The organism is Bradyrhizobium sp. 23 (assembly GCF_023073295.1).
In the GTDB taxonomy this organism is placed as follows: Bacteria; Pseudomonadota; Alphaproteobacteria; order Rhizobiales; family Xanthobacteraceae; genus Bradyrhizobium; species Bradyrhizobium canariense_D.
On sequence record NZ_JADPJF010000151.1, the window covers coordinates 474,346 to 496,162 of the forward strand.

20 protein-coding genes and 2 pseudogenes are annotated in these 21,817 nt (G+C 64.8%); 7 read left to right on the plus strand and 15 right to left on the minus strand.

Features of this window, described 5'->3' with window-relative positions; translation table 11 throughout:
* Window positions 1-274, plus strand: a pseudogene (locus IVB32_RS39295) (sulfite exporter TauE/SafE family protein); the annotation flags it as partial.
* Window positions 275-437: 163 nt separating this feature from the next.
* Here IVB32_RS39295 and IVB32_RS39300 read toward each other — a convergent pair.
* Together IVB32_RS39300 and IVB32_RS39305 are read right to left on the minus strand one after the other, a co-directional pair.
* A pseudogene (locus IVB32_RS39300) lies at window positions 438-1,298 on the minus strand (IS30 family transposase); the annotation flags it as partial.
* A gap of 158 nt (window positions 1,299-1,456) precedes the next feature.
* Entirely contained in the window at window positions 1,457-2,845 is a 1,389-nt protein-coding gene (locus IVB32_RS39305; protein WP_247295839.1) for an FAD-dependent oxidoreductase, read from the minus strand.
* Window positions 2,846-3,037: 192 nt separating this feature from the next.
* On the opposite strand from IVB32_RS39305, the gene IVB32_RS39310 reads away from it, so the two are divergent.
* Entirely contained in the window at window positions 3,038-4,015 is a 978-nt protein-coding gene (locus tag IVB32_RS39310) for a YiiX/YebB-like N1pC/P60 family cysteine hydrolase (protein ID WP_018459587.1), read from the plus strand.
* Window positions 4,016-4,118: 103 nt separating this feature from the next.
* Here the strand turns inward: IVB32_RS39310 and IVB32_RS39315 are convergent, their stop codons facing one another.
* A complete protein-coding gene (locus IVB32_RS39315; protein ID WP_007598521.1) occupies window positions 4,119-4,394 on the minus strand; it encodes a metal-sensitive transcriptional regulator in 276 nt (91 codons plus the stop codon).
* Window positions 4,395-4,444: 50 nt separating this feature from the next.
* Here IVB32_RS39315 and IVB32_RS39320 point away from each other — a divergent pair, with 50 nt between their 5' ends.
* Window positions 4,445-6,880 (plus strand): heavy metal translocating P-type ATPase, encoded by a 2,436-nt coding sequence (locus IVB32_RS39320; protein ID WP_247295837.1) that lies wholly within the window; start codon window positions 4,445-4,447, stop codon window positions 6,878-6,880.
* Window positions 6,881-7,180: 300 nt separating this feature from the next.
* Here IVB32_RS39320 and IVB32_RS39325 read toward each other — a convergent pair whose 3' ends face one another.
* Both IVB32_RS39325 and IVB32_RS39330 read right to left on the minus strand, forming a co-directional pair.
* Window positions 7,181-8,128 (minus strand): hydroxymethylglutaryl-CoA lyase, encoded by a 948-nt coding sequence (locus tag IVB32_RS39325; protein ID WP_018459589.1) that lies wholly within the window; start codon window positions 8,126-8,128, stop codon window positions 7,181-7,183.
* Window positions 8,125-9,318 carry a CoA transferase gene (locus IVB32_RS39330; RefSeq protein WP_018459590.1) on the minus strand — a complete coding sequence of 398 codons (1,194 nt, stop codon included), beginning with the start codon at window positions 9,316-9,318 and terminating at the stop codon, window positions 8,125-8,127. Before IVB32_RS39330 ends, IVB32_RS39325 begins: the two co-directional genes overlap by 4 nt.
* Before the next feature lie 192 nt (window positions 9,319-9,510).
* On the opposite strand from IVB32_RS39330, the gene IVB32_RS39335 reads away from it, so the two are divergent.
* Together IVB32_RS39335 and IVB32_RS39340 are read left to right on the plus strand one after the other, a co-directional pair.
* Entirely contained in the window at window positions 9,511-10,251 is a 741-nt protein-coding gene (locus IVB32_RS39335) for a sulfate transporter family protein (protein WP_018459591.1), read from the plus strand.
* Between the two features lie 219 nt (window positions 10,252-10,470).
* Complete coding sequence (locus tag IVB32_RS39340; protein WP_018459592.1) at window positions 10,471-11,262, plus strand: phytanoyl-CoA dioxygenase family protein; 792 nt, start codon at window positions 10,471-10,473, stop codon at window positions 11,260-11,262.
* 52 nt (window positions 11,263-11,314) lie between these two features.
* On the opposite strand, the gene IVB32_RS39345 is transcribed toward IVB32_RS39340, so the two are convergent.
* Genes IVB32_RS39345 through nth form a run of 3 tightly spaced genes read right to left on the minus strand, consistent with a single transcriptional unit; the run spans window position 11,315 to window position 14,853 of the window.
* The gene (locus tag IVB32_RS39345; protein WP_018459593.1) at window positions 11,315-12,943 is read right to left on the minus strand and encodes an MFS transporter; all 1,629 of its coding nucleotides are present in this window, start codon (window positions 12,941-12,943) and stop codon (window positions 11,315-11,317) included.
* Complete coding sequence (locus IVB32_RS39350) at window positions 12,930-14,066, minus strand: HlyD family secretion protein (RefSeq protein ID WP_026233848.1); 1,137 nt, start codon at window positions 14,064-14,066, stop codon at window positions 12,930-12,932. Before IVB32_RS39350 ends, IVB32_RS39345 begins: the two co-directional genes overlap by 14 nt.
* Before the next feature lie 34 nt (window positions 14,067-14,100).
* A complete protein-coding gene (gene nth / locus IVB32_RS39355) occupies window positions 14,101-14,853 on the minus strand; it encodes an endonuclease III (protein WP_026233849.1) in 753 nt (250 codons plus the stop codon).
* 22 nt (window positions 14,854-14,875) lie between these two features.
* On the opposite strand from nth, the gene IVB32_RS39360 reads away from it, so the two are divergent.
* Together IVB32_RS39360 and IVB32_RS39365 are read left to right on the plus strand one after the other, a co-directional pair.
* Window positions 14,876-15,409 carry a DUF2244 domain-containing protein gene (locus IVB32_RS39360; protein ID WP_018459597.1) on the plus strand — a complete coding sequence of 178 codons (534 nt, stop codon included), beginning with the start codon at window positions 14,876-14,878 and terminating at the stop codon, window positions 15,407-15,409.
* Between the two features lie 56 nt (window positions 15,410-15,465).
* Complete coding sequence (locus tag IVB32_RS39365; protein WP_018459598.1) at window positions 15,466-16,362, plus strand: bifunctional helix-turn-helix domain-containing protein/methylated-DNA--[protein]-cysteine S-methyltransferase; 897 nt, start codon at window positions 15,466-15,468, stop codon at window positions 16,360-16,362.
* 94 nt (window positions 16,363-16,456) lie between these two features.
* Here the strand turns inward: IVB32_RS39365 and IVB32_RS39370 are convergent, their stop codons facing one another.
* The 7 genes from IVB32_RS39370 to dnaJ all read right to left on the minus strand — a co-directional run bounded on the left by IVB32_RS39370 (window position 16,457) and on the right by dnaJ (window position 21,745).
* Window positions 16,457-17,080, minus strand: coding sequence for a 2,3-bisphosphoglycerate-dependent phosphoglycerate mutase (locus tag IVB32_RS39370; protein ID WP_018459599.1), 624 nt, complete (start codon window positions 17,078-17,080; stop codon window positions 16,457-16,459).
* Between the two features lie 81 nt (window positions 17,081-17,161).
* Complete coding sequence (gene dapB, locus IVB32_RS39375; protein WP_018459600.1) at window positions 17,162-17,977, minus strand: 4-hydroxy-tetrahydrodipicolinate reductase; 816 nt, start codon at window positions 17,975-17,977, stop codon at window positions 17,162-17,164.
* A gap of 258 nt (window positions 17,978-18,235) precedes the next feature.
* Entirely contained in the window at window positions 18,236-18,547 is a 312-nt protein-coding gene (locus IVB32_RS39380) for a DUF1330 domain-containing protein (RefSeq protein WP_018459601.1), read from the minus strand.
* 23 nt (window positions 18,548-18,570) lie between these two features.
* Window positions 18,571-19,281, minus strand: coding sequence for an orotidine-5'-phosphate decarboxylase (gene pyrF / locus IVB32_RS39385; RefSeq protein ID WP_018459602.1), 711 nt, complete (start codon window positions 19,279-19,281; stop codon window positions 18,571-18,573).
* A 6-nt stretch (window positions 19,282-19,287) separates the two neighbouring features.
* Window positions 19,288-19,866, minus strand: coding sequence for an NAD(P)H-dependent oxidoreductase (locus IVB32_RS39390; RefSeq protein WP_026233850.1), 579 nt, complete (start codon window positions 19,864-19,866; stop codon window positions 19,288-19,290).
* A 57-nt stretch (window positions 19,867-19,923) separates the two neighbouring features.
* Complete coding sequence (locus tag IVB32_RS39395) at window positions 19,924-20,523, minus strand: rRNA adenine N-6-methyltransferase family protein (protein ID WP_007598495.1); 600 nt, start codon at window positions 20,521-20,523, stop codon at window positions 19,924-19,926.
* 88 nt (window positions 20,524-20,611) lie between these two features.
* The gene (gene dnaJ / locus IVB32_RS39400; RefSeq protein ID WP_018459605.1) at window positions 20,612-21,745 is read right to left on the minus strand and encodes a molecular chaperone DnaJ; all 1,134 of its coding nucleotides are present in this window, start codon (window positions 21,743-21,745) and stop codon (window positions 20,612-20,614) included.
* Between the last annotated feature and the right edge of the window lie 72 nt (window positions 21,746-21,817).

Consider the following 21,817-nt stretch of genomic DNA (forward strand, 5'->3'; position numbering starts at 1 on the left):
CCCGGTCGCATCGATCGTCGCGCGCGCCAACATCTTGCTGTTCTTCGGCGCGTCGGATTTCTTCTCGATGATCAGTTACGCGACCACAGGCCTGATCTCACGCGAATCGCTTGTGCTATCGCTCATCGTCGGGCCGGTCTATGCGATCGGCGTCGCCTTCGGTGCGTCGCTGTTCGGCCGTGCCAGCGAGAAAGTGTTTCGCGCCATCTGCTACGCGCTGATCGCGCTCGCGGTGATCGCGGGACTGCCGCTGCTGGACGGGGTGTTACGGTAAGTCTCTCCGCGAGTCGTCCTGGCGAAAGCCAGGAGGTGGATTCACACTCGAAGTGCAACAGTTGAGAGGAGAAGGCCTCTGCCGGGGTTCTGAAGTCAAGGCATTTGCGCGGGGTGTTGTTGTAGGCGGCAATGGACTGACGGAAGCGCTTGGTTGGGAGCTTTTCAAGGTCGGTCTTTCGGGGGATGAAGCGGCGCAAGCGGCCGATGGCGTTCTCGATGCCGCCCTTTTGCCACGGCGCGTGCGGGTCGCAGAAGAAGGTCTTCATCAAGAGGCGCTGCAAGGAAAGGTGGGCGGCGAACTCGGTGCCGTTGTCGAAGGTGACGGTACGGCGCAGTGCCTCCGGTACGGCTTTGAACAGGCGTACGAGATGGCTAGCGATACCGGCGGCGAACTTGCGTTCGATGGGAACGGCGAGCAGCAGGCGCGAGGTTCGCTCGTGGACGGCCAAGATGGCCTGCCGGTATTTGGAGAACATCATCAGATCGGCTTCCCAGTGGCCCGGGACTTTGCGATCGGCGACCTCGGCAGGCCGTTCTGCCAGCGAAACACGGCCTTCGATGAAGCTTGCGGGGCTCCCGCCTCGTTTGCCGCGGTGGCCTCGCTTGCTCTTGCCCCGAGGCAGATAGCGCCGCCAGGTGAAGTCCGTCGTGCGTGTGATCTGGGCGTAGATGAAGCGGTAGATGCTCTCGCAGGAGATCACCCTACGGCCACGTTCCCGGGCCAGCCTGCCTGCGACCTGTTCGGGTGACCAACCGCGGCTCAAGCCTGCCAAGACCTCGCGGCGCAAGCTGGCGTCCCGCTCGAGGCGAGAGCCCTTCCAGCGCCGCGCCCGGGTCTGCTGCTGAGCATAGCTTGGCTTGTAGCCGACTTGCCTGCCACGGTTCCGCCTCAGCTCCCGAGAGATCGTTGATGGCGGCCGATCCAAAGCTGCCGCGATTTGCCCGACCGAGCCGCCATTGGCCGAAAGGCGGGCAATCTCGCATCGATCGTCAAGGGAGAGCTGTTTGTAAGTCCGCCCCATGGCAACACCTCCAGATGGAAGTGTTGCACTTCGTTTGTGAACTCAGGGGACCCATTACCCCAGCGTTTGTAGCGCGAGCTGGCCACCACAAGTCTTCGCCAAACGACTTCTGGGGTCATGGGTCCTGGATCTGCGCTGCGCTTGTCCAGGTCAATTGCCTATTGCCGCGGCGCTCGCCGCTTCTTCGTGGACTGCGTCGGGACGTCGGCCGGCTCGTCCTTGAGCGCGCCGATCTTGCGCAAGGCCGCGTCCGCGGCGCGCTCGCCGCTTTCCCAGGCGCCGTCGACGGTGCCCCAGAGCGTCTCGTGCGTGGCTTCGCCGGCGAGGAACATGTTGCCGATCGGCTCGGCGAGGATTCTTCGCGAGAACTGACCGCCGGGCGAGGCCGCCGACATCGCACCCATCACGAACGGCGAGGCGTTCCAGCGCGTCACGCTGGCTTTCTGCACGGCTGCGGCGACCTCGCTGCCGAACAGCTTCGTGATCCATTCTCTGGCGAAGGCCGTCATCGCCTTCTCGCCTTGCTGGGTGAGATCACGGCCGAACGAGCCGCCGACATCGATCGAGCACAGCGAGGAGCCGCCGATATTGGCGAACATCAGCGCCGTGCGCGTCGAGTTGCTCTGCTCGATCAGGATGTCGTCGCGCGACAGGCCGAGCGGATTGCCCGGTAGCTGCAGCACGATGTGATCGTAGCTCCCGAGCGTGAGCTTTGATGCGGCATCGAGCGTGCGCTTCGGAATGTCAGGCCCGAACTTGATCGCGCCCGAGGTCAGGACATTAGTCGAGACCGTAATGATGGCCGCGCGGGCGGCGATCCTGCCGGCCTGTGTCTCCACGCTGACGTCGCGATTGCTCCAGACGATCCGGCTCGCCGGTGTCGACAGTGCGACCGGCGCCTGCTCACCCAGTTTGGTGATCAGGGTCCCCAGGCCCTGGCGGCAGGCGATCGCGGCGTTGCGATCCTGTGCACGCGCCTTGTCGATCACAGACAGCTCCTTCAGGTCCTTGCCGGCGAAGCTCGCACCCAACATGAACTCGGCCGCCCCGGCCCAGTCGCCGAGATCCTTCGGCAGCACCGAGGCGCAGGCGGTATCGAGCTTGCCGCGCGCGGCCTCGTCGATGGCGCGGTTGGCCCGGACCAACGCCGCCAGGAACTCCTCGGTCTCGCCGGCCCGTGCGTTGCGGCGGCCGATGCGCATCTTCTGGCCTGAGGGCGCCGGCAGAACGTCGAGCCCGGCACTGCGCGCCAGCCGGATCATCGGATTGGTGTCGGGATTGTGCATCCAGCGCGCGCCGCGATCGAACGGCGTGTCGAAGGTGGTCGTATCCGTGATGCAGCGGCCGCCGATCTGCGACGCAGCCTCCACCACCACGACCTTGCGATTGGCCGCCATGATACGCCGCGCCGCGGCAATTCCCGCCGCGCCCGCGCCGATCACGACAATGTCAGCCTCGCGCGGCAGGGTCGCGGCGGTTGCGCGCAGGACCGGCATCGCGGCAAGGCCCGCCGACGCCGATAGGAAGCTGCGGCGCGTGATTGTCATGTCATGGTTTCCGGAGACTTGCGGCAAACGGGAACAGCTAGCGAACCTTGCCGTATCTGATGTTGCGCGGCAACCATCATGGTGAATCAATCGTGCTTGATGTCACAAATCGATGAACCGAATTGCAACACGTTCCGACCATGGTAGAGAAGAGAAAAAGACGGCCGGAAAAGGCCGTGGGGGAGTTTTGAAATGGGGACGGTCCTGGACTCAGTCGGCAAGCTGATTGCCGCGTACCTCTCGAAGGAGGTGCCGGGCTATGAGCCGTTCACGCCGAGCGACCCGGAGCATCTGCGCGGCGTCATCGAGCCCGGCGACGTGCTGCTGGTCGAGGGCAACAACCGCATCTCTGGCATCATCAAATATCTGACGCAGTCGACCTGGTCCCACGGCGCACTCTATGTCGGCCCGATCGAGGGTGCGGAAGAGCCCGACGGCGAGCCGCACGTGCTGATCGAGGCCAATATCGGCGAAGGCGTCACCTCCGCGCCGCTGTCGAAATATTTTCCCTATCACACCCGCGTCTGCCGCCCGGTCGGGCTGTCCTATGAGGACCGCACCACGGTCTGCCGCTATGCAATCAACCGCATCGGCTTCGGCTACGACACCAAGAACATCGTCGACCTGATGCGCTTTCTGTTTCCGCTGCCGATCCCGCAGCGCTGGCGGCGGCGCATGATCTCGATCGGCTCGGGCGATCCCACCAAGATCATCTGCTCGGCCCTGATCGCGCAAGCGTTCGACGCCGTGCGTTACCCGATCCTGCCCAAGATCACCAAGGCCGGCAGCCGTGCTGCCCGCCGCGAGATCCTGCACATCCGCGATTCCTCGCTCTACATGCCCCGCGACTTCGACATCTCGCCCTATTTCGAAGTCGTCAAACCCACCATCGTGCACGGCTTCGACTACACCGCCTTGCACTGGGCCGACAAGCAGAAGCCGCTCGAGGAGGTAGCCGGCACCTTCGGTGTGTTTCCAGAAACGTTCCGTGCGCCGCCGCTCGTTCCTGAAACGATTGACGAAGAGGCGCCGATTCCGGCTGAAGAAGTGAGCGCGCACCCAGCGGAGACGGTCGATCGCGTCACCGTCTCGGAGCGCTTCCGGCGGCTGAAGAAGCTGGCCATGGACCGCCCAAGGCGGCGCGGTCGGGCGCGCGAACGGGCGGCGTAGCCGTCGCTCCACTATCGTCATTGCGAGCGCAGCGAAGCAATCCAGGTCTCTGCCTGAGCAGTCTGGATTGCTTCGTCGCTACGCTCCTCACAATGACGGCGATCTACCGCTCCGCCCGCCCAATCACCGCCATCAGCTCCGCGATCTTCTCGCGCTGGTCCGCCTTGTCGCCGCTCGCGATCGCATGCTCGACGCAATGGGCGACGTGATCTTTCAGAACCTCTTCCTCGACCCGGCGCAGCGCGGCGCGCACCGCCGAGATCTGCGTGACGATGTCGATGCAATAGCGGTCTTCCTCGACCATTTTCGAGAGGCCGCGAACCTGCCCCTCGATCCGGCCGAGACGTTTTCCGACGGATGCCTTGATGTCCTTGCGCATGCGGACTATATACCCCCCTGGGGTATCACTTGCAAGGCCGGAGCGTGGCAATGAACGACGCCGAACACGAGCACCATCGCAAGCCGGAAACACATTCCGGCTGCGGCTGTTCCAGTAAGGCTGTCCCGGTCGAGAAGCCCGCGGCTGCCTCATGCTGCGGCGCGCACGGCTATCACGCGCATGACCACCGCGCCGCGGCAAAAGTCCGCGATCCCGTCTGCGGCATGACGGTCGATCCCGCGACGTCCAAGCACCGCTTCGATCATCACGGCGCGACCTTCCATTTCTGCTCGGCCGGCTGCCGCAGCAAATTCGCCGCCGACCCCGCAAAATATCTCGCCAAGGACAAGACACCCGAGCCCGAGATGCCCGCAGGCACGATCTACACCTGCCCGATGCATCCGCAGATCCGCCAGGCCGGACCCGGCACCTGCCCGATCTGCGGCATGGCGCTGGAGCCGGAAGTGGCGAGCCTGGAGACCGGTCCCAATCCCGAGCTTGCCGACATGACGCGGCGGTTCTGGATCGGCGGCGCGCTGGCGCTGCCGGCCGTCGTGCTGGAGATGGGCGGCCATCTCGCGGGCCCGCACAATTGGATCGATGCGACGCTGTCGAATCGGATCCAGCTCGTCTTTGCAACGCCAGTGGTGCTGTGGGCCGGCTGGCCGTTCTTCGTCCGCGGCTGGCAGTCGCTGCTGACGCGCAACCTCAACATGTTCACGCTGATCGCGATGGGCACGGGCGTCGCCTATGTCTACAGCCTGATCGGCACCATCACGCCGCAGATTTTCCCGGCCACCTTCCGCGGCCATGAAGGCGCGGTCGCGGTTTATTTCGAGGCCGCGGCGGTCATCACCGTGCTGGTGCTGCTCGGGCAGGTGCTGGAGCTGCGCGCACGCGACGCGACCTCAGGTGCGATCAAGGCGCTGCTGCAGCTCGCTCCGAAGACCGCGCGCCGCGTCGATGCCGACGGTAGCGAGCATGAGGTCGAAATCGACGCCCTTCATGCCGGTGACAGCCTGCGCGTGCGGCCGGGCGAAAAAGTGCCGGTCGACGGCGTCATTCTGGAAGGCCGCTCCTCGCTCGACGAGTCGCTGGTAACAGGCGAATCCATGCCGGTCACCAAGGAGACGGGCGCGAAGGTGATCGCCGGCACGCTCAACCAGTCCGGCAGCTTCATCATGCGCGCCGAGAAGGTCGGGCGTGAGACGCTGCTGTCGCAGATCGTGCAGATGGTCGCGGACGCGCAGCGCTCGCGCGCGCCGATCCAGCGTCTCGCCGACCAGGTCGCGGGCTGGTTCGTGCCGGCGGTGATCGCCGTTGCCGTCATCGCGTTCGCAGCCTGGGCCTGGTTCGGACCGGAGCCGCGGCTGGCCTTCGGCCTCGTCGCCGCCGTCAGCGTGCTGATCATCGCCTGCCCCTGCGCGCTTGGCCTGGCGACTCCGATGTCGATCATGGTCGGCGTCGGCCGCGGCGCGCAGGCAGGCGTGCTGATCAAGAACGCCGAGGCGTTGGAACGGATGGAGAAGATCGACACGCTGGTGGTCGACAAGACCGGCACGCTGACCGAGGGCAAGCCGAAGGTGGTCGCGATCGTGCCGGCGGCCGGCTTTGCGGAAGATGACATCCTCCGCTTGGCCGCCAGCGTGGAGCGCGCCAGCGAGCATCCTCTGGCCGACGCGATCATGCGCGCGGCGAAGGAGAAGCAGCTCGCGCTGGGCCAGGTCGAGCAATTCGATTCGCCGACAGGCAAGGGCGCCACCGGCAAGGTCGACGCCAAAACCATCGTGCTCGGCAATGCCAAATATCTGATGTCGATCGGCATCGACACCAAAACGCTCGATGGCGAGGCCGAACGGCTGCGCGGCGATGGCGCGACCGTGATCAACATGGCCGTCGACGGCCGGCTCGCCGGCCTGTTCGCGATCGCCGATCCGGTCAAGGCTTCCACGCCGGAGGCGCTGAAGGCACTCGCGGCCGAAGGCATCAAGGTCATCATGCTGACCGGCGACAACCGCACGACGGCGGAGGCTGTCGCGCGCAGGCTCGGCATCGCCGATGTCGAGGCCGAGGTGCTGCCGGATCAGAAGAGCGCGGTGGTGACAAAGCTGCAGAAGGCCGGCCGCAGCGTCGCGATGGCTGGCGACGGCGTCAACGACGCGCCAGCGCTGGCCGCAGCCGAAGTCGGCATCGCCATGGGCACCGGCACGGACGTGGCGATGGAGAGCGCCGGCGTCACCTTGCTGAAGGGCGATCTGACCGGCATCGTGCGTGCGCGAAAATTGTCGCAGGCGACGATGAGCAACATCCGGCAAAACCTGTTCTTTGCCTTCATCTACAACGCCGCAGGCATTCCGATCGCGGCCGGAATCCTTTATCCAACGTTCGGCGTGCTGCTGTCGCCGATCATCGCCGCGGCCGCGATGGCGCTGTCCTCGGTCAGCGTCGTTGGAAACGCGCTGCGGCTACGGGCAACGCGGCTGTGAGCGAGCGCCTTCTCTCTCGCACCGTTCACGAAACGCGGTAAGATGCGCGTAGCCTGGACGAAGCGGAGCCGACGAAGGCACGCCAGCACGCGCACCGGCATGAGTAGATTTGCCGCGCAGGCGGTGCGTTCCCCTCTCCCCTTGTGAGAAAGGGTGGCTCGCCGCGAAGCGGCGAGACGGGTGAGGGGTATGTCTCCGCGACTACTTTCCTTCGAGCTTGCGGAGAGAGACCCCTCATCCGGCGCTTCGCGCCACCTTCTCCCGCAAGGGGGAGAAGGGAAGGGCGTTCCGCTTGCGGATTTAAGCCGCCTTCGCCGCGCTCCCACCCGGCAATCCCGCCCGAGCGAGGCCGCCGTAGAGCTGCTCGTTCGGCATCTCCTCGCGCAGGATCCTGCGCACCGTGATCAGCTTCTCCAAATCGATGCCGGTCGCAAAGCCCTTGCTCTCGCACAGGAACACGAGATCCTCGAACACGACATTGCCGGTCGCACCGGGGGCGAAGGGGCAGCCACCGAGGCCGCCGAGCGAGCCGTCGAGGATCCGCGCGCCTTCGTCGAGCGCCGCGGCCGCGTTCGCGATGCCCATGCCGCGGGTATCGTGTAGATGGATGCAGATCGGCTTCGACCCTGCGAGCTTCACCGCGGCGCGCGTCAGCTCCGCCACCTGCTTCGGCCCGGCATAGCCCACGGTGTCGGCGATGCCGACGAAATCGACACCGGCTTCGAGGCATTTGTCGACCAGCCGCAGCACTTCTGCAGGGTCGACCGCCCCGGTGATCGAGCAGCCCAGCGCCATCGAGATCGCCGCGTTGACGAGCGGCTTGTGGCTGGTGGCATCGCGCATCTCGCACAGGCGTTTCAGATTGGCGATGGCGGACTCGCGCGAGCGGTGCGCATTGGCCTGGCTGTGCTCTTCCGTCGCAGAGACCACGGAGGCGATTTCGCCGACGCCGGATTCCAGCGCCTCGTTCACGCCGCGTTCGTTGAGCGCAAGCGCGATGCCATGCGCGCCGGACAATGAAGCGACGGTCGCGACGACATCACGAACATCGACGAATTGCGGAAAAGTCTTCGCCGGCAGGAACGAGCCGACCTCGAAATGCCGCACGCCAGCGGCATATTCCTCGCGCACCCAGCGTTGCTTGGCGTCGGTGGACGGAATTTTCTTCACGAGCTGGAGCCCGTCGCGCAGGCCGACTTCGCGCAGGCTGACGCGTTCTGCGGGGTAAATCTCCTGAATCCGGCTCATCCGCGCCTCCCTGTTGTTTTTGACGTGACATCTTCATTTTCATTGTCGATCTCGGCGCGAACGGCCGCAGTGTCGGCGCCGAGCGGCGCGACCCTCAGGCCTTCGCCGATATGGCTGCCGTTCCATTCGATCGGCAGCGCCGGCACCCGGAACGGCTTGCCGTCGGCGGTGACATTGTTGACGAGCCCGCCCGGCCGCAGCACATGCGGATCGGTGAAGAGATCCTCGGGCCGGTTGATCGGCGAAAAGCAGATGTTGAGCGCATCGAGCCTCTCGGACAGTCTTGCCACGTCCCACTGCCTGATGATCCCGGCCGCGCGCGGAATGATCCGGCCACGCGCCAGGATGCGATCGGTCGTGGTGCGCAAGGCGGGATCATCGAGGAATTCAGTCAGGCCGAACTCGCGGCAAAAGCTCTGCCAATGGCCTTCGGTGACGACGCCGATGAAGATGCGCTCGCCGCCGGCGGTCTCGAAGATGTCATAGATTGGCCAGGCATGCTCGCGCTCCGGCATCGAGCGCGGCTTGTTCCCGGTCATCTCGTATTCGACCATGTGCTGGGCAACCAGAAACAGGCAGTTCTCGAACAGGCCGATGCGGATGTCGGCGCCGTCGCGTTTTCCTCCGCGCTTCTGATAGAGCGCCGCGAGGATCGCGATCACACCGAACATGCCGCCCATGATGTCGTTGGCGGACGAGCCGACGCGCTGGGGCTTTTCGCTGGTGCCGGTCATGGCGGCAAGGCCCGCCATCATCTGCACCACCTCGTCGAGCGCGGGGCGGTGCTCGTAGGGACCGGAGAGGAATCCCTTGTGGCCGGCAATGATCAGACCCGGATGCCGGCGGCGCAATTCGTCCGCGCCAAGCCCCTGCTTACCGAGCTGGCCGTCGCGAAAATTCTCAAGGAACACGTCGGCGGTCGCCAGCAGCCGGTGCATGGTGTCGCGATCCTCAGTCTTCTCGAAATCCAGCACCACGCTGCGCTTGCCGCGGTTGAACAATGGGAAAAAGGCGGTCCCCATGCCCCCCAAGCTCCGGGTCTTGTCGCCCGCAGGCGGCTCGACCTTGATCACGTCGGCTCCGAGCTGCGCCAGGATCATGCCGCAGGTCGGGCCCATGACCATGTGGGTCATCTCGACCACGCGCACGCCTGCAAGCGGCAATCCGTCCGCCGATTCTTCCATCGCCATATGCGCCTGTTCCTTTGCCGCGCTGGTTCCGCTTGTTGTCAAGCGGGTTGGTGGAGCAACGGTCTTGCCGAATTCATCGTGGCTTCGTTGATGCCAGCGGTCAATCCGGCCATAAGCGGTGCCGCCGATCTCCCTTGCCGAAGTGGCCCGGGGTGTCTACCTCTCGCGGGTGATTTCGTGAGAGGAACTCCCATGCTGGATGCCGCCGTCAAGGCGCTGTCACAAATGATCTCGCCGCCGATGCGCTCGATCCTGTGGCGGTCGATCGGCGTCGCACTGGTGCTGATCATCGTGCTGGCGATCGGCTTGCAGCGGCTGCTGAGCTGGTTTGCGACCTATGGCGAGGCGTGGCTGGAAGGCCTGCTCGGTCCGGGTTGGCACTCATCGCTCGAGGTGTTGTCCTGGATCATTTCGATCGCCGCGGGCCTCGGCGTCGTGTTCGGGGCTGTGTTCCTGATGCCCGCGATCACCTCCCTGGTTGCGAGCGTGTTCGTCGACGACGTCGCCGACATCGTCGAGCGCGAGCACTATCCGGCGGAGCGGCCGGGGATCGCGCTGCCGTTCAGCCAGGCGATCTACGAGGGCGTCAAGACCGCGCTGCTGACGATCCTGGTCTATCTGGTCGCATTACCGCTGGTGCTTTTCGCCGGCGCCGGTTTCCTGGTCTTCTTCCTCGCCACGGCCTGGCTGCTCGGCCGCGAATATTTCGAGCTCGCGGCGATGCGGTTTCGCTCGCCGGAGGAAGCCAAGGCGATGCGGCGCGACAACGCCGCCACCATCTTCACCGCGGGCCTGTTCATCGCAGCCTTCGTCTCGATCCCGATCGTCAATCTGGCGACGCCGATCTTCGCCATGGCCTTCATGGTTCACATGCACAAGCGGCTGTCAGGTCCGCGGCCCGAGCTGATCGAGCCGGCGCGGCAGATGCGGTAGGTCAAGCGGACTTGGCGGCGCGCTCGTACGACGCCCCCTCGTAGAGGCGCTCTGCGTCCCGCTTGTCTTGATTTTGCTCTCCGCCGCCGTAAGGTACGCAGCATGATTTTCATGTCCACATTCTTCCCGCTGATCTGAGCGACCAAGTCGTTCCGGCGTATCGCGCCAATCAGATCAAGACGGCTGCGCTGACGCGGTGGCCGAACGGAGAAATGTGCAATGCCCAAAACCGAGCGCATCGGCGTGACCTCTCATCGGGTCCTAAACTTCATCGACGACGGTTTCATCAAGATCGAGAACGCCTTCAGCACGCACCTTGCGGAACAATGCAGGGACGAATTGTGGGCGGATATTGGTCTATCGCCACACGAGCCCGAAAGCTGGACCCAGCCGGTCATTCGGGTGGGATCCAAGACCTCGCCACCATTCATTGAAGCCGCCAACACGCCGATCCTGCACGAAGCCTATGACCAACTCGCGGGTGACCGCCGCTGGATCGCGCCCAATGCGCTCGGAACTTTTCCGGTCCGCTTTCCCTCACCGGAATCCCCTGGTGATGATGGCTGGCATGTGGACATGAGTTTCGGCTTCGATAATCCGGATTTCATGCAGTGGCGCGTCAATGTGAAGAGCAGCGGACGCGCATTGCTAATGCTCTTCCTGTTCTCGGGCGTAGGCCCTGAGGATGCGCCAACGAAGATACGGAAAGGTTCGCACGCCACCATCGCCCGGGAGCTGCTGCCCTATGGCGATGCAGGCGCAACGCTGGAGCAGATCTCTGCCAACGGTTACGCTTCTACGGAAGATTGCGACGTTGAACTGGCAATCGGTGCGGCAGGGACCGTTTATCTCTGCCATCCATTCCTGGTTCACGCCGCGCAACCTCACCGGGGGAAGCGCCCGCGTTTCATGGCACAGCCGCCGCTGCTGCCAACAGGCGAGTTCGACCCGGCGTTGCCACCCTCGCCGGTTCAGATCGCCATCCGTCGGGCTTGTGGTCTGACGTTATAGTCAGAGCCAACCCGGACCGTCGCTCGGCGCGTGGGTCGTCTGGATCCTGAACCTACGTCAGGGGCACTCCGCATCTGCGCAACAGCATCCTGGCGAAGCCGAACGGCGCCGGCGTGAACGGGCCGGGCGGGGCACGGGTGACTAGGGCGACGACGCCGAGCGCCGCCATCGCGACCCAGAAGCACAGCCAGAAGCCGTCGATATAGGCGAGCACATTGGCCTCGCGCTGGACGAGGCCGGCGAGCGTACCGACCGCGCGTGCCTGTGCCGAGCCGGCACCATGGGCCGCAAAATGGTCGGCGAGCTGTTTCAGCATGCGGACCACGTCGACGTCGCCGACACCGAGATTCTGGCCGAGATAGAAGGAATGGATCTGCTCGCGGACGCGCAGCCACGTCCCCATCAACGCGACGCCGATCTCGGCGCCACCGAGCCGCATGATCTGGATATAGGCGGCAAACGAGGTCGCACGGCTCGGATCGGAGTTGGACAGCAGCGTGATGATCAGCGGCAGCAAGGTCAGCGACTGCCCGATCGCCTGGAGCAGCACGATGCCCGCGAAATCCTCGCGCGCCCAATCATGGCTGAGCTGCGTGCCCCAGAGATTGGCGGCGGCGAAACAGGCAAATCCCACGACCACCACCGTGCGCGTATCGAAATGCCGCAGCAGCCAGATCGAGAGCGGCACCAGCACGAACATTGGCAAGGCGCCATAGGTGAGCAGCAGCAAGCCACTCTGCTCCGGCCTGAGCAGGGCGATGGTGGCGAGGAAATTCGGCACCAGCGACGCGTTGGAGAGGCTGGTCAGCGTGTAGAGCAGGATCAGGACCAGCCCCAGGCCGATATTGCGCGAGAACAAGACGTTCACATGCGCCCAGGGCTGCCGCACCAGGGACTCGTTGACGAGGAAGCCCGCGACCAGCACCGCGCCGGCAATGATCAACGCCATCACAGTCCCCGACCCCAGCCAGTCCAGACGGTTGCCCTGGTCGAGCCCGGCATAGATCATCGAGACGCCGGCGCCGAGCAGCAGCATGCCGCCCCAATCGGCGTCGCGCAGCAAAGCGCGATTCACCGGCTCGTTCGGCGTGCCCCAATAGACCATCAGGCCCATCAGCGGCGCGATCAGGACGCTCTGCCAGTACAGCCATTGCCAGCCGAGATGGTCGACATAGAAGCCGACCAGCGAGCTCGATGTATCGAGCGCGAAGCCGACGCGGATCGAATAGATCGAGATCGCCGGAAGCCACCAGCGGATCGGTAAATTGCGGAACACGATCATCAGCGTCGCCGGCACGAAGGTGCCGAGCAGGAGGCCATGCACGACGCTGAGCGCGAGCAATGTCGGATAGTCGTGCACGAACGGGATGATCAGCGAGACCGCGGCATAGACGAGGCTGGGGATACCCAGCACGCGACGCAGGCCGAATACGGTGGCAAGCCAGGCCACCGCGGGCGCGATGAAGATCTGCGAGCCGATGCCCGCCGTGGAGAGCCATGCGCCTTCGTCGAACGAGAGCGAGAACGCGCCGCGCAGGTCCGGCAGGCCAATCGTGGTCAGCCGGCTGTCAAAATTGGCGAGGAACGAGCCGAGCAGCACCGCCGCCACCGCAAACAGCGGCTGCGGGGCGACGCCGCCGCGCGAGAGCGGTCCGCGACTGGAATCGTCATTTTCCGCCATTGCCGGCCTTGGTGTCGATGCTGGTGACGACCGACATGCCCGGCACCAGCCGCGCCAGCAGCGGCTGGTTGTCGTCGAACTGGATGCGCACGGGAATGCGCTGCACGACTTTGGTGAAGTTGCCGGTTGCGTTGTCCGGTGGCAGCAGCGCGACCTGCGCGCCGGTCGCGGGCGCAATGCGCTCGACCCGGCCGCGCAGCTTCTCGCGCGGGAAACTGTCGACGGTGATCTCGACCGGCTGACCCGGTGCGACGTGGGTAAGCTGGGTCTCCTTGTAATTCGCGATCACATAGACCTTCGGCAACGGCACGACGTTGATGAGGTTGGTGCCGATGTTGACGTAGTCGCCGGGCTGGACCTGTCGCTCGCCGACGACGCCATCGAACGGCGCGGATATCTTGGTGTAGCCGAGCTTTAGCTTCGCGCTCGCCAGCGTCGCCTTGGTCGCTTCGAGATCGGCCGCGCGCTGCTTCCTGGTGCCTTGCAGGACTTCGAGCTGATGCTGCTGGGCCGCGATCACGGCGCGGCTCGCGCGCACGTCGGCCTGCGCCTTGGCATAGCCTGCGACCGCCTGTTCGAAGCGCTGCCGCGTACCGGATTCGGTCTGCGACAGCGACTGCTGACGCTCCTGCTCCTGCCGCGCCTCGACCTCCACGGCTTCGGCCGAGAGCCGCGCGGCTTGCGCCTGCGCAATCGTCGCATATTGCAGCTCGATCTGGTTCGCCAGATTGTCGAGCACGGCCTGCGCAGCGGCGACCGCCGCTTCGGCCTGCGCGACTTGCGTCTCATAGTCGGCAGGATCGATCTGGATCAGGAGATCGCCGGCCTTGACGCGCTGGAAGTCGGTGACCCCGACGGTCAGCACTTCGCCGGAGACGCGACTGGCGAGCCGCGTCAGCTCGGCGCGCACATAGGCGTCGTTGGTGGTCTGGACCACCGAATTGCCGACCCATTCGTCGAAGCGCTGCGTTGCAAGCGCGACGAAGCCGAGCGCGACGATCACCGCGAACAGCGGAATCGCGAGCCGGCTCCAGAGCGAACTCGCCGGTGGCTGCGTTGGCTTCGGTGGCGGCGGCGGTGTAGCAGGAGGTGGCGATGGCGAGATTTGTTCCTGCTGACTCACGCTAGACTCCAAACCACTTTCCCGAACGCTATTTTCAGACCGTCTTTTCCGGCCACCGGCAGAGATCGTTGATCAGGCAAACCTCGCAGCGCGGCTTGCGCGCGAGGCAAGTATAGCGGCCATGCAGGATCAGCCAATGATGGGCATGCAGCATGAACTCGGCCGGGATCACCTTTTCGAGACCGAGCTCGACCTCCAGCGGCGTCTTGCCGGGCGCAAGTCCGGTCCGGTTGCCGACGCGGAAGACATGCGTATCGACCGCCATGGTGTGCTCGCCGAAGGCCATGTTGAGCACGACATTGGCGGTCTTGCGCCCGGCGCCGGGCAACGACTCGATCCCGACGCGCGTGCGCGGCACCTCGCCGCCGAACTCGCTGAGCAGCTTCGCCGACAGCGCGATGACGTTTCTGGCCTTGGTGCGATAGAGCCCGATGGTCTTGATGTACTCGCGCAGGCGTTCCTCGCCGAGGTCAAGCATCTTCTGGGGCGTGTCGGCGACCGCAAACAGCGCGCGCGTCGCCTTGTTGACGCCGGCGTCAGTCGCCTGTGCCGACAGCACCACGGCAACCAGCAGCGTGAACGGATTGACGTGCTCGAGCTCCCCCTTTGGCTCCGGGTTAGCCTTGCGGAAACGGCTGAAGGCCTCGCGGACTTCGGGCGGCGTCCAGGGTTTCATGGCTTTGAGAGATTTCTTGCCGGGGGCCTTGGGCTTCGCGGCGGCCACCTTCGCCTTTTTCTTCGGCACGGACGTTTTGCGGGGGGCCGGCGTGCGGGTGATTTTCGCCATGATCGGGATATACTGAGGGACGATGAGCACAGGCAATGAAATTGAGCGCGAACGATCTGCAAGCGAGGCTGAGCCTCAGATCTTTTCCGCGCGCCTGACGCCGCACCGCTCGCTGAACCGCACCGGCTTCCTCGCCGTGATGCTGTTCCTGAGCGCCGTCAGCTTCGTCACCGGCCTCGTCTTCCTGATGATGGGCGCCTGGCCGGTGTTCGGCTTTTTCGGCCTCGACGTGCTGGTGATCTGGTGGGCTTTCAAGGCCAATTTCCGTGCGGCGCGGGCCAGCGAGGAGATCGTGGTCACGCCATCTGAATTGCGCGTGCGGCGCGTCAGCCAGCATGGCCAGGTCGTCGAATGGACCTTCAATCCGCTCTGGGTTCGACTCGACATGGAAATCGACGAGGATTTTGGCATCGAGCACCTCTATCTGATCTCGCGAGGTCACCAGATCCAGATCGCCCGCTTCCTGGGGCCGGACGAAAAGGCAAGTTTCTACAAGGGTTTGGTTGAGGCCTTAAATGCCGCCAGGCGCGGTCCGACCTACAATCCGGTGACCTGATTTGCGGATCGGAAATCGGGTGGTTTCGTACCCCGCCCCCTCCTACATTTCCAGGCATGATGACACTCGCGATACATGACCAGCGCCTGGCCGGGCCGGGCTCCCAGAACGCCGCGATGCGCGACTATGATTCCGTGCGCCGGGCGATCGCCTTCATCTCCGAAAAATGGCGCACGCAGCCGACCATCGAGGCGATGGCGGATGCGGCCGGCGTCACCCCGGACGAGCTGCACCATCTGTTCCGCCGCTGGGCCTCGATCACGCCGAAGGCTTTTATGCAGGCGCTCACGCTCGATCACGCCAAGGGCTTGCTCAGGGATTCGGCGAGTATCCTCGACGCCGCGCTTGACTCCGGTTTGTCGGGTCCGGGCCGGCTGCACGATCTCTTCGTCACCCATGAGGCGATGTCGCCGGGCGAATGGAAGAACGGCGGCGCCGGCCTCACCTTGCGCTACGGCTTCCATCACTCACCGTTCGGCACCGCGATCGTGATCGCGACCGATCGCGGATTGTCGGGACTCGCTTTCGCCGATCCCGGTGAGGAACAGGTGGCGCTTGCCGATATGACGCGGCGATGGCGGAACGCAACTTACGTCGAGGATCACGAAGGTACCGCACCATTGGCGCAGCGCATCTTCGACACAAAACTCTGGCGGCCGGACCAGCCGCTGCGCGTGGTGATGATCGGTACCGATTTCGAGGTGCGGGTGTGGGAGACCTTGCTGAAGATCCCGATGGGCCGCGCGGTGTCCTATTCGGACATCGCCTGCAACATCAACAGCCCGAAAGCGTCACGCGCCGTCGGCGCCGCCGTCGGCAAGAACCCGGTGTCCTTCGTCGTGCCCTGCCACCGCGCGCTCGGCAAGAGCGGCACGCTCACCGGCTACCACTGGGGCATCACTCGCAAGCAGGCGATGCTGGGCTGGGAGGCCGGGCAGCTGGGGCTGCAGTAAGAGTTGCCACGCGTAAACTGCCCCACTTAGTCGTCCTGGCGAAAGCCAGGACGACACCGAGTGCTTGGCGGGACTCAGTCGCGCGCGAACGTCTTTATCCCGCCAGATCCAGCTTCGATGCCACCGTCGAATCCGCATTGAGCCGGTAGATGATCGGCACGCCGGTGGCGAGCTCGCGCTTCAAAATGCCTTCGGGCGAGAGCTTTTCCAGCACCATGATCAGCGCGCGCAGCGAATTGCCGTGAGCCGCGACCAATGTGCGCTTGCCGTTGAGCACGCCGGGCAGGATCTCCTGCACGTAATACGGCAGCGCGCGCGCCAGCGTGTCCTTCAGGCTTTCGCCACCGGGCGGCGGCACGTCGTAGGAGCGGCGCCAGATCAGCACCTGGTCCTCGCCCCATTTCTTGCGGGCGTCATCCTTGTTGAGACCGGAGAGATCGCCATAGTCGCGCTCGTTCAGCGCGAGGTTCTTCGTCGTCGACAGGCCCTTCTGGTCGAGCTCGCCGAGAATGAGATCGAGCGTGTGCTGTGCGCGCGTCAAGACCGAGGTGTATGCAACGTCGAACACGAGACCCTGCGCCTTCAGCTTGCGGCCGGCTTCCGAGGCTTCCTTGACGCCGAGCTCGGTGAGATCAGGATCCTTCCAGCCCGTGAAGAGGTTCTTCAGATTCCATTCGCTCTGGCCGTGCCGCACCAGCACGAGAAGACGTTCGCTCATCGACTGCTTTTCCGTTTCGTTCGTTGTTTAAGCATGATCTTGTCGGAAAACCGCTTCACACTTTTCCGGATCATGCTTCGTTCAGATGTCGGACAGGCCGAGTACGTCGGCCATGGAGTAGTGCCCCGGCTTCTTGCCATGCGCCCAGAGCGCGGCTTTCAGCGCGCCGTGGGCGAACAGCATGCGATCCTCCGCGTGATGCGACAGCGTCAGGCGCTCGAACGCGCCGAGGAAGCTCACGCTGTGATCGCCGGCCGCGGTGCCGCCGCGCAACGACGCAAAGCCGATGTCGCCGGGCTTGCGTGCGCCGGTGATGCCGTCGCGGCCGCGGTCTGCATGCTCGTCGAGCGCGATGCCGCGGCCGCTAGCTGCGGCCTGGCCCAGCATCAGTGCCGTGCCCGAGGGCGCGTCGATCTTCATGCGGTGATGGGTCTCGACGATCTCGATGTCGAAGCTCTCGTCGAGCGCCTTGGCGACTCGCTTGACCACAGCGGCAAGCAGATTGACACCCAGGCTCATATTGCCGGACTGCACCACGACGGCGCGGTTGGTGACGCTCTTGATCACGGCGTTGTCGGAGCCCGACAGGCCGGTCGTTCCGACCACGTGCACGAGGCCGCGCTCGGCGGCGATCGCGACATTGGCGAGGGTCGCCGCGGGCACGGTGAAATCCAGAATGCCGTCGGCGTCCTTCGACATCGCCCAGAGATCGCCGGAGAGTTTGATGCCATTGGCCGGCAGACCTGCCAGCACGCCGGCATCCTTGCCGAGCAGCTCCGAGCCCGGCGCCTCCAGCGCGCCGGCCAGCACCGCGCCTTTGGTCTCGGCAATCGCCCGCGTCAGCGCCCGGCCCATCCGGCCGCCGGCTCCAGCAACGATCAAGCGCATATCGGACATGGTGCGATCCTCTCACGGCCGTTGTAGCGGGGGGATGCAGTTCCGGCAACCGAGGGGGATTAGGGGCAGGTCGCCTGCGGCCATCCTTCGAGACGCCCGCCTGTGGCGGCCCTCAGGATGAGGTCGCGTCTTGCGGCAAGATATCAGACCCTCATGGTGAGGAGCCCGCAAGGCGGGCGTTCCGGACGATGCTCTGCATCGCCGGGCGAACCATGCAGGCCGAGCATTTCGGCAAGAGTAATAAGAGGAGTTCGCGCCTCAGCCGTCTGACGGTTGCGGGCCGTCATAGCCCTCGATGACGATGAGGTCGGCGACGGAGTGCGGCTGGCGCACCTTGATGTTGGCCTGGTATTCCGGCGAGTTGTAGCAGGCGATCGCGGTCTCGTAGTCCGGGAATTCGATCACGACATTGCGGGTGCGGCTGGCGCCTTCGACGGTGGTGAACTTGCCGGCGCGGACGACGAAGCGGCCACCCCATTTCTTGAAGATCGGACCATTGGCGACGGCATAGGGCTTGTAGCCCTCGTCACTGCTCACGTCGACGCGTCCGATCCAGTAGCCTTTTGCCATTGTTCTTCTCCCTGTGTTGGTAGTTAGCCGAGCGCTTGCGCGATCTCGGCCTGGATGGCCTCGGCGATCGCCCTGGAGTCCGTGGCTTCCACCACCGGCCGCCCGACCACGAGATAATCCGCGCCGGCCGCAATCGCGCGGCCCGGCGTCATGATGCGTTTCTGGTCGCCGCTCGCGGCGCCCGCCGGCCGGATGCCGGGGGTGACGAGGCTCATCTGGTGGCCGACGATCTTGCGCAAGGCTCCGACTTCCTCGGGCGACGATACCAGCCCGTCGATGCCGAGCACCTGCGCCTGCTGCGCGCGCGCTTCGACGAGCTCGGAGACGCCGAGCCGGAAGCCTGCCGCGTGCAGATCGTCCTCGTTGTAGGACGTCAGAACAGTGACGGCGAGGATCTTCAGGTTCGAGCTGCCGCGACCTTCGACGGCACCCTTCATGGTCTGCGGATAAGCGTGCACGGTGAGGAAGGTCGCGCCGAGCCTTGTGATGCTGTCGACGCCCTGCGCCACGGTGTTGCCGATGTCGTGCAGCTTGAGATCGAGAAAGACCTTCTTGCCCTGGTCGGCGAGCTTGCCGACCAGCGGCAAGCCGCCGGCATAAGCGAGCCGATAGCCGATCTTGTAGAAGGTGACGCTGTCGCCGAGCCGGTTGACCATAGCTTCCGCGGCATCAACGCTGGGCAGATCGAGCGCGACGATCAGGCGGTCTTTCGGGGCAATCTCGGCTGGCGTCATGTCACCTCACATCATGCGTTGGGAAACGTCGATCAACTGCCGCACCAGTTCCTTCAACGCGGCGATATCGCCCTCGTGCTTCAGCCTGTCCATATCGTCATAGGCCTGGTCGGCAAAGGCGAGCGTCAGCTGGCTGGCAATCACATTGGCGTGGCAGGAGGTCAGGATCAGCCGCAACGCCTGCAGCGCGCGAGCCGCGCCAAGCCGGCTCTGCGAGGCGCCGGCGAGCGCGAAGACGCGGTTGCGGAACACCTCGCCGCGCGGCTCGTGCAGCTCATGCACGCGGCTGACCCAGTCGATCGCGTTCTTCAGCAGCGGCGGCACCGAGGCGTTGTATTCGGGCGAGACGATCAACACGCCATGATGCGCGCCGATCATGCGCTTGAGATTGATCGCGTGCTTCGGCACACCGGATTTGGCCTGCAGGTCGCCGTCATAAATCGGCAGCGGAAAATCGGCGAGCGAGATCCGGGTGACGTCGACACCGGCCTGATCGAATGCATAGGCAGCGACCGCTGCCAGCTTCGCATTTTGCGAGCCGGTGCGCAGGGAGCCGGGAATGATCAGAATTTTCGGTGCGGACATCCGCTTCCATGCGTTCGGCGAAACGAGACCGCCACGCAAACAGGAATGCCGGCGGAATTAGTCCTTGCGATACACCCAGACGCGGGCCGGCGGAAGGTTCATCCAGATCCGTTCGGAGGCCTCTGTGGACACGCCGGGCAGCGATTTCGGAATCGGCGGCACCACCGCATAGGTGAACTGGACGAAGGGCGCACCGGGCGCCAGGGCCGTGAAGGCGTCGCGGATGAGCCGCAGCCGCGTCAGCATCGGTTTTGTGACCAGCGGCAGGCCGGAGACGACCGCGGAGGCCGGCGCGCTCAGCACGTTCCACAGGGTGTCGCGCAGACGATAGGCATCGCCCTGCACCACCTTGGCCTGCGGATAGCGGTCGCGCAGCAGGGCGCAGAAGCCCGGATTGTATTCGACGAGGACGAGACGTTTCTGATCGACGCCGCGCTCGACCAGGGCCGAGGTGATGGCGCCGGTGCCGGGCCCAAGCTCGACCACCGGTGCGTCCGAATTGACGTCGACGTAATGGGCCATGGTCCGGGCCAGCAGCTTGCCCGACGGCATCACCGCACCCATGTGCAGGGGCTTTTCGATCCATGACCGGAGAAAACGCACCTCGTCATCGAGACGGGGCTTCTTCAACGCACGCGCGGACGATGGCAATGGCATGTCGGGACCGGCCGGGACCGCGGGACCGCGGCGTGTCAGAAAATGGTCATAAAGACGTATAGGCCGAAAGCGGCACGGTCAAGACGCGTCAACTCGCCCGATTACCGAAGAAATCCTTGACCTTGGTGAAGAAACCCTCGGATTCCGGCTGGGTGTTGCCGGAGGAGAGTTTGTCGAACTCGGCCAGCAATTCCTGCTGCTTTTTGGTGAGATTTTGCGGGGTCTCGACCACGACCTGAACGTACATGTCGCCCATCTGGCGCGAGCGCAGCACCGGCATGCCTTTTGATGCGATGCGGAATCGACGGCTGGACTGGGTCCCCGCAGGGACCTTCACCTTGGTCTTGCCCTTCTCGATGGTCGGCACCTCGAACTCGCCGCCAAGCGCCGCCGTCACCATCGAGATCGGCACGCGGCAATGCAGATCGGCGCCGTCGCGCTGGAAGAACTGGTGCTGGGCCAGCGACAGGAAGATGTAGAGGTCGCCGGGCGGGCCGCCGCGGACCCCGGCCTCGCCCTCGCCGGCAAGCCTGATCCTGGTGCCGTCCTCGACTCCAGGGGGAATGTTGACCGACAGCGTCCGCTCGCGGGTGACGCGCCCCTGACCCGAGCAGGACGGGCAGGCGTCCTCGATCATCTGGCCGCGGCCCTGGCAGCCCGGACAGGTTCGCTCCAGCGTGAAGAAGCCCTGCGACTGCCGTACGCGTCCGGCGCCGCCGCAGGTCGAGCAGGTCTTCGGCTTGGTACCGGCCTTGGCTCCGATGCCCGAGCAGGCTTCGCAAGTGACCGAGACCGGGATCTCGATCTGCGCGGTCTTGCCGCCAAAAGCTTCCTCGAGCGTGATTTCCATGTTGTAGCGCAGGTCGGCGCCGCGCTCGCGGCCGCCACGGCCCCCGCGCTGTCCGGCCATGCCGAACAAATCTTCGAAAATGTCGGAAAAGGAGGAGGCGAAGCCCGCGCCGAAACCGGCGCCGCCACCGCCGCCCTGCTCGAAGGCGGCATGGCCGTAACGGTCATAGGCGGCGCGCTTGTCCTTGTCTTTCAGGACCTCGTAGGCCTCGTTGATTTCCTTGAACTTGACTTCGCTGGTGTTGTCCCCGGGATTACGGTCGGGGTGAAACTTCATCGCCAGCTTGCGGAACGACGATTTCAGCGCGGAATCGTCGGCATCGCGTTCGACTTCGAGGGTTTCGTAGTAGCAGCGCTTGGTGGACGTGGACATGATGAGCTCGGTCTATCCGATCGCGATTCAAGTCGGAGCGAAGCAACGTCGCCATGCAGCGATATAAGCACC

Coding starts and splice junctions, on each gene's coding strand:
- IVB32_RS39305 (WP_247295839.1), bottom strand. CDS start 2,845: ATGACAATCACGCGCCGCAGCTTCCTATCGGCGTCGGCGGGCCTTGCC.
- IVB32_RS39310 (WP_018459587.1), top strand. CDS start 3,038: ATGGGGACGGTCCTGGACTCAGTCGGCAAGCTGATTGCCGCGTACCTC.
- IVB32_RS39315 (WP_007598521.1), bottom strand. CDS start 4,394: ATGCGCAAGGACATCAAGGCATCCGTCGGAAAACGTCTCGGCCGGATC.
- IVB32_RS39320 (WP_247295837.1), top strand. CDS start 4,445: ATGAACGACGCCGAACACGAGCACCATCGCAAGCCGGAAACACATTCC.
- IVB32_RS39325 (WP_018459589.1), bottom strand. CDS start 8,128: ATGAGCCGGATTCAGGAGATTTACCCCGCAGAACGCGTCAGCCTGCGC.
- IVB32_RS39330 (WP_018459590.1), bottom strand. CDS start 9,318: ATGGCGATGGAAGAATCGGCGGACGGATTGCCGCTTGCAGGCGTGCGC.
- IVB32_RS39335 (WP_018459591.1), top strand. CDS start 9,511: ATGCTGGATGCCGCCGTCAAGGCGCTGTCACAAATGATCTCGCCGCCG.
- IVB32_RS39340 (WP_018459592.1), top strand. CDS start 10,471: ATGCCCAAAACCGAGCGCATCGGCGTGACCTCTCATCGGGTCCTAAAC.
- IVB32_RS39345 (WP_018459593.1), bottom strand. CDS start 12,943: ATGGCGGAAAATGACGATTCCAGTCGCGGACCGCTCTCGCGCGGCGGC.
- nth (WP_026233849.1), bottom strand. CDS start 14,853: ATGGCGAAAATCACCCGCACGCCGGCCCCCCGCAAAACGTCCGTGCCG.
- IVB32_RS39360 (WP_018459597.1), top strand. CDS start 14,876: ATGAGCACAGGCAATGAAATTGAGCGCGAACGATCTGCAAGCGAGGCT.
- IVB32_RS39365 (WP_018459598.1), top strand. CDS start 15,466: ATGATGACACTCGCGATACATGACCAGCGCCTGGCCGGGCCGGGCTCC.
- IVB32_RS39370 (WP_018459599.1), bottom strand. CDS start 17,080: ATGAGCGAACGTCTTCTCGTGCTGGTGCGGCACGGCCAGAGCGAATGG.
- dapB (WP_018459600.1), bottom strand. CDS start 17,977: ATGTCCGATATGCGCTTGATCGTTGCTGGAGCCGGCGGCCGGATGGGC.
- IVB32_RS39380 (WP_018459601.1), bottom strand. CDS start 18,547: ATGGCAAAAGGCTACTGGATCGGACGCGTCGACGTGAGCAGTGACGAG.
- pyrF (WP_018459602.1), bottom strand. CDS start 19,281: ATGACGCCAGCCGAGATTGCCCCGAAAGACCGCCTGATCGTCGCGCTC.
- IVB32_RS39390 (WP_026233850.1), bottom strand. CDS start 19,866: ATGTCCGCACCGAAAATTCTGATCATTCCCGGCTCCCTGCGCACCGGC.
- IVB32_RS39395 (WP_007598495.1), bottom strand. CDS start 20,523: ATGCCATTGCCATCGTCCGCGCGTGCGTTGAAGAAGCCCCGTCTCGAT.
- dnaJ (WP_018459605.1), bottom strand. CDS start 21,745: ATGTCCACGTCCACCAAGCGCTGCTACTACGAAACCCTCGAAGTCGAA.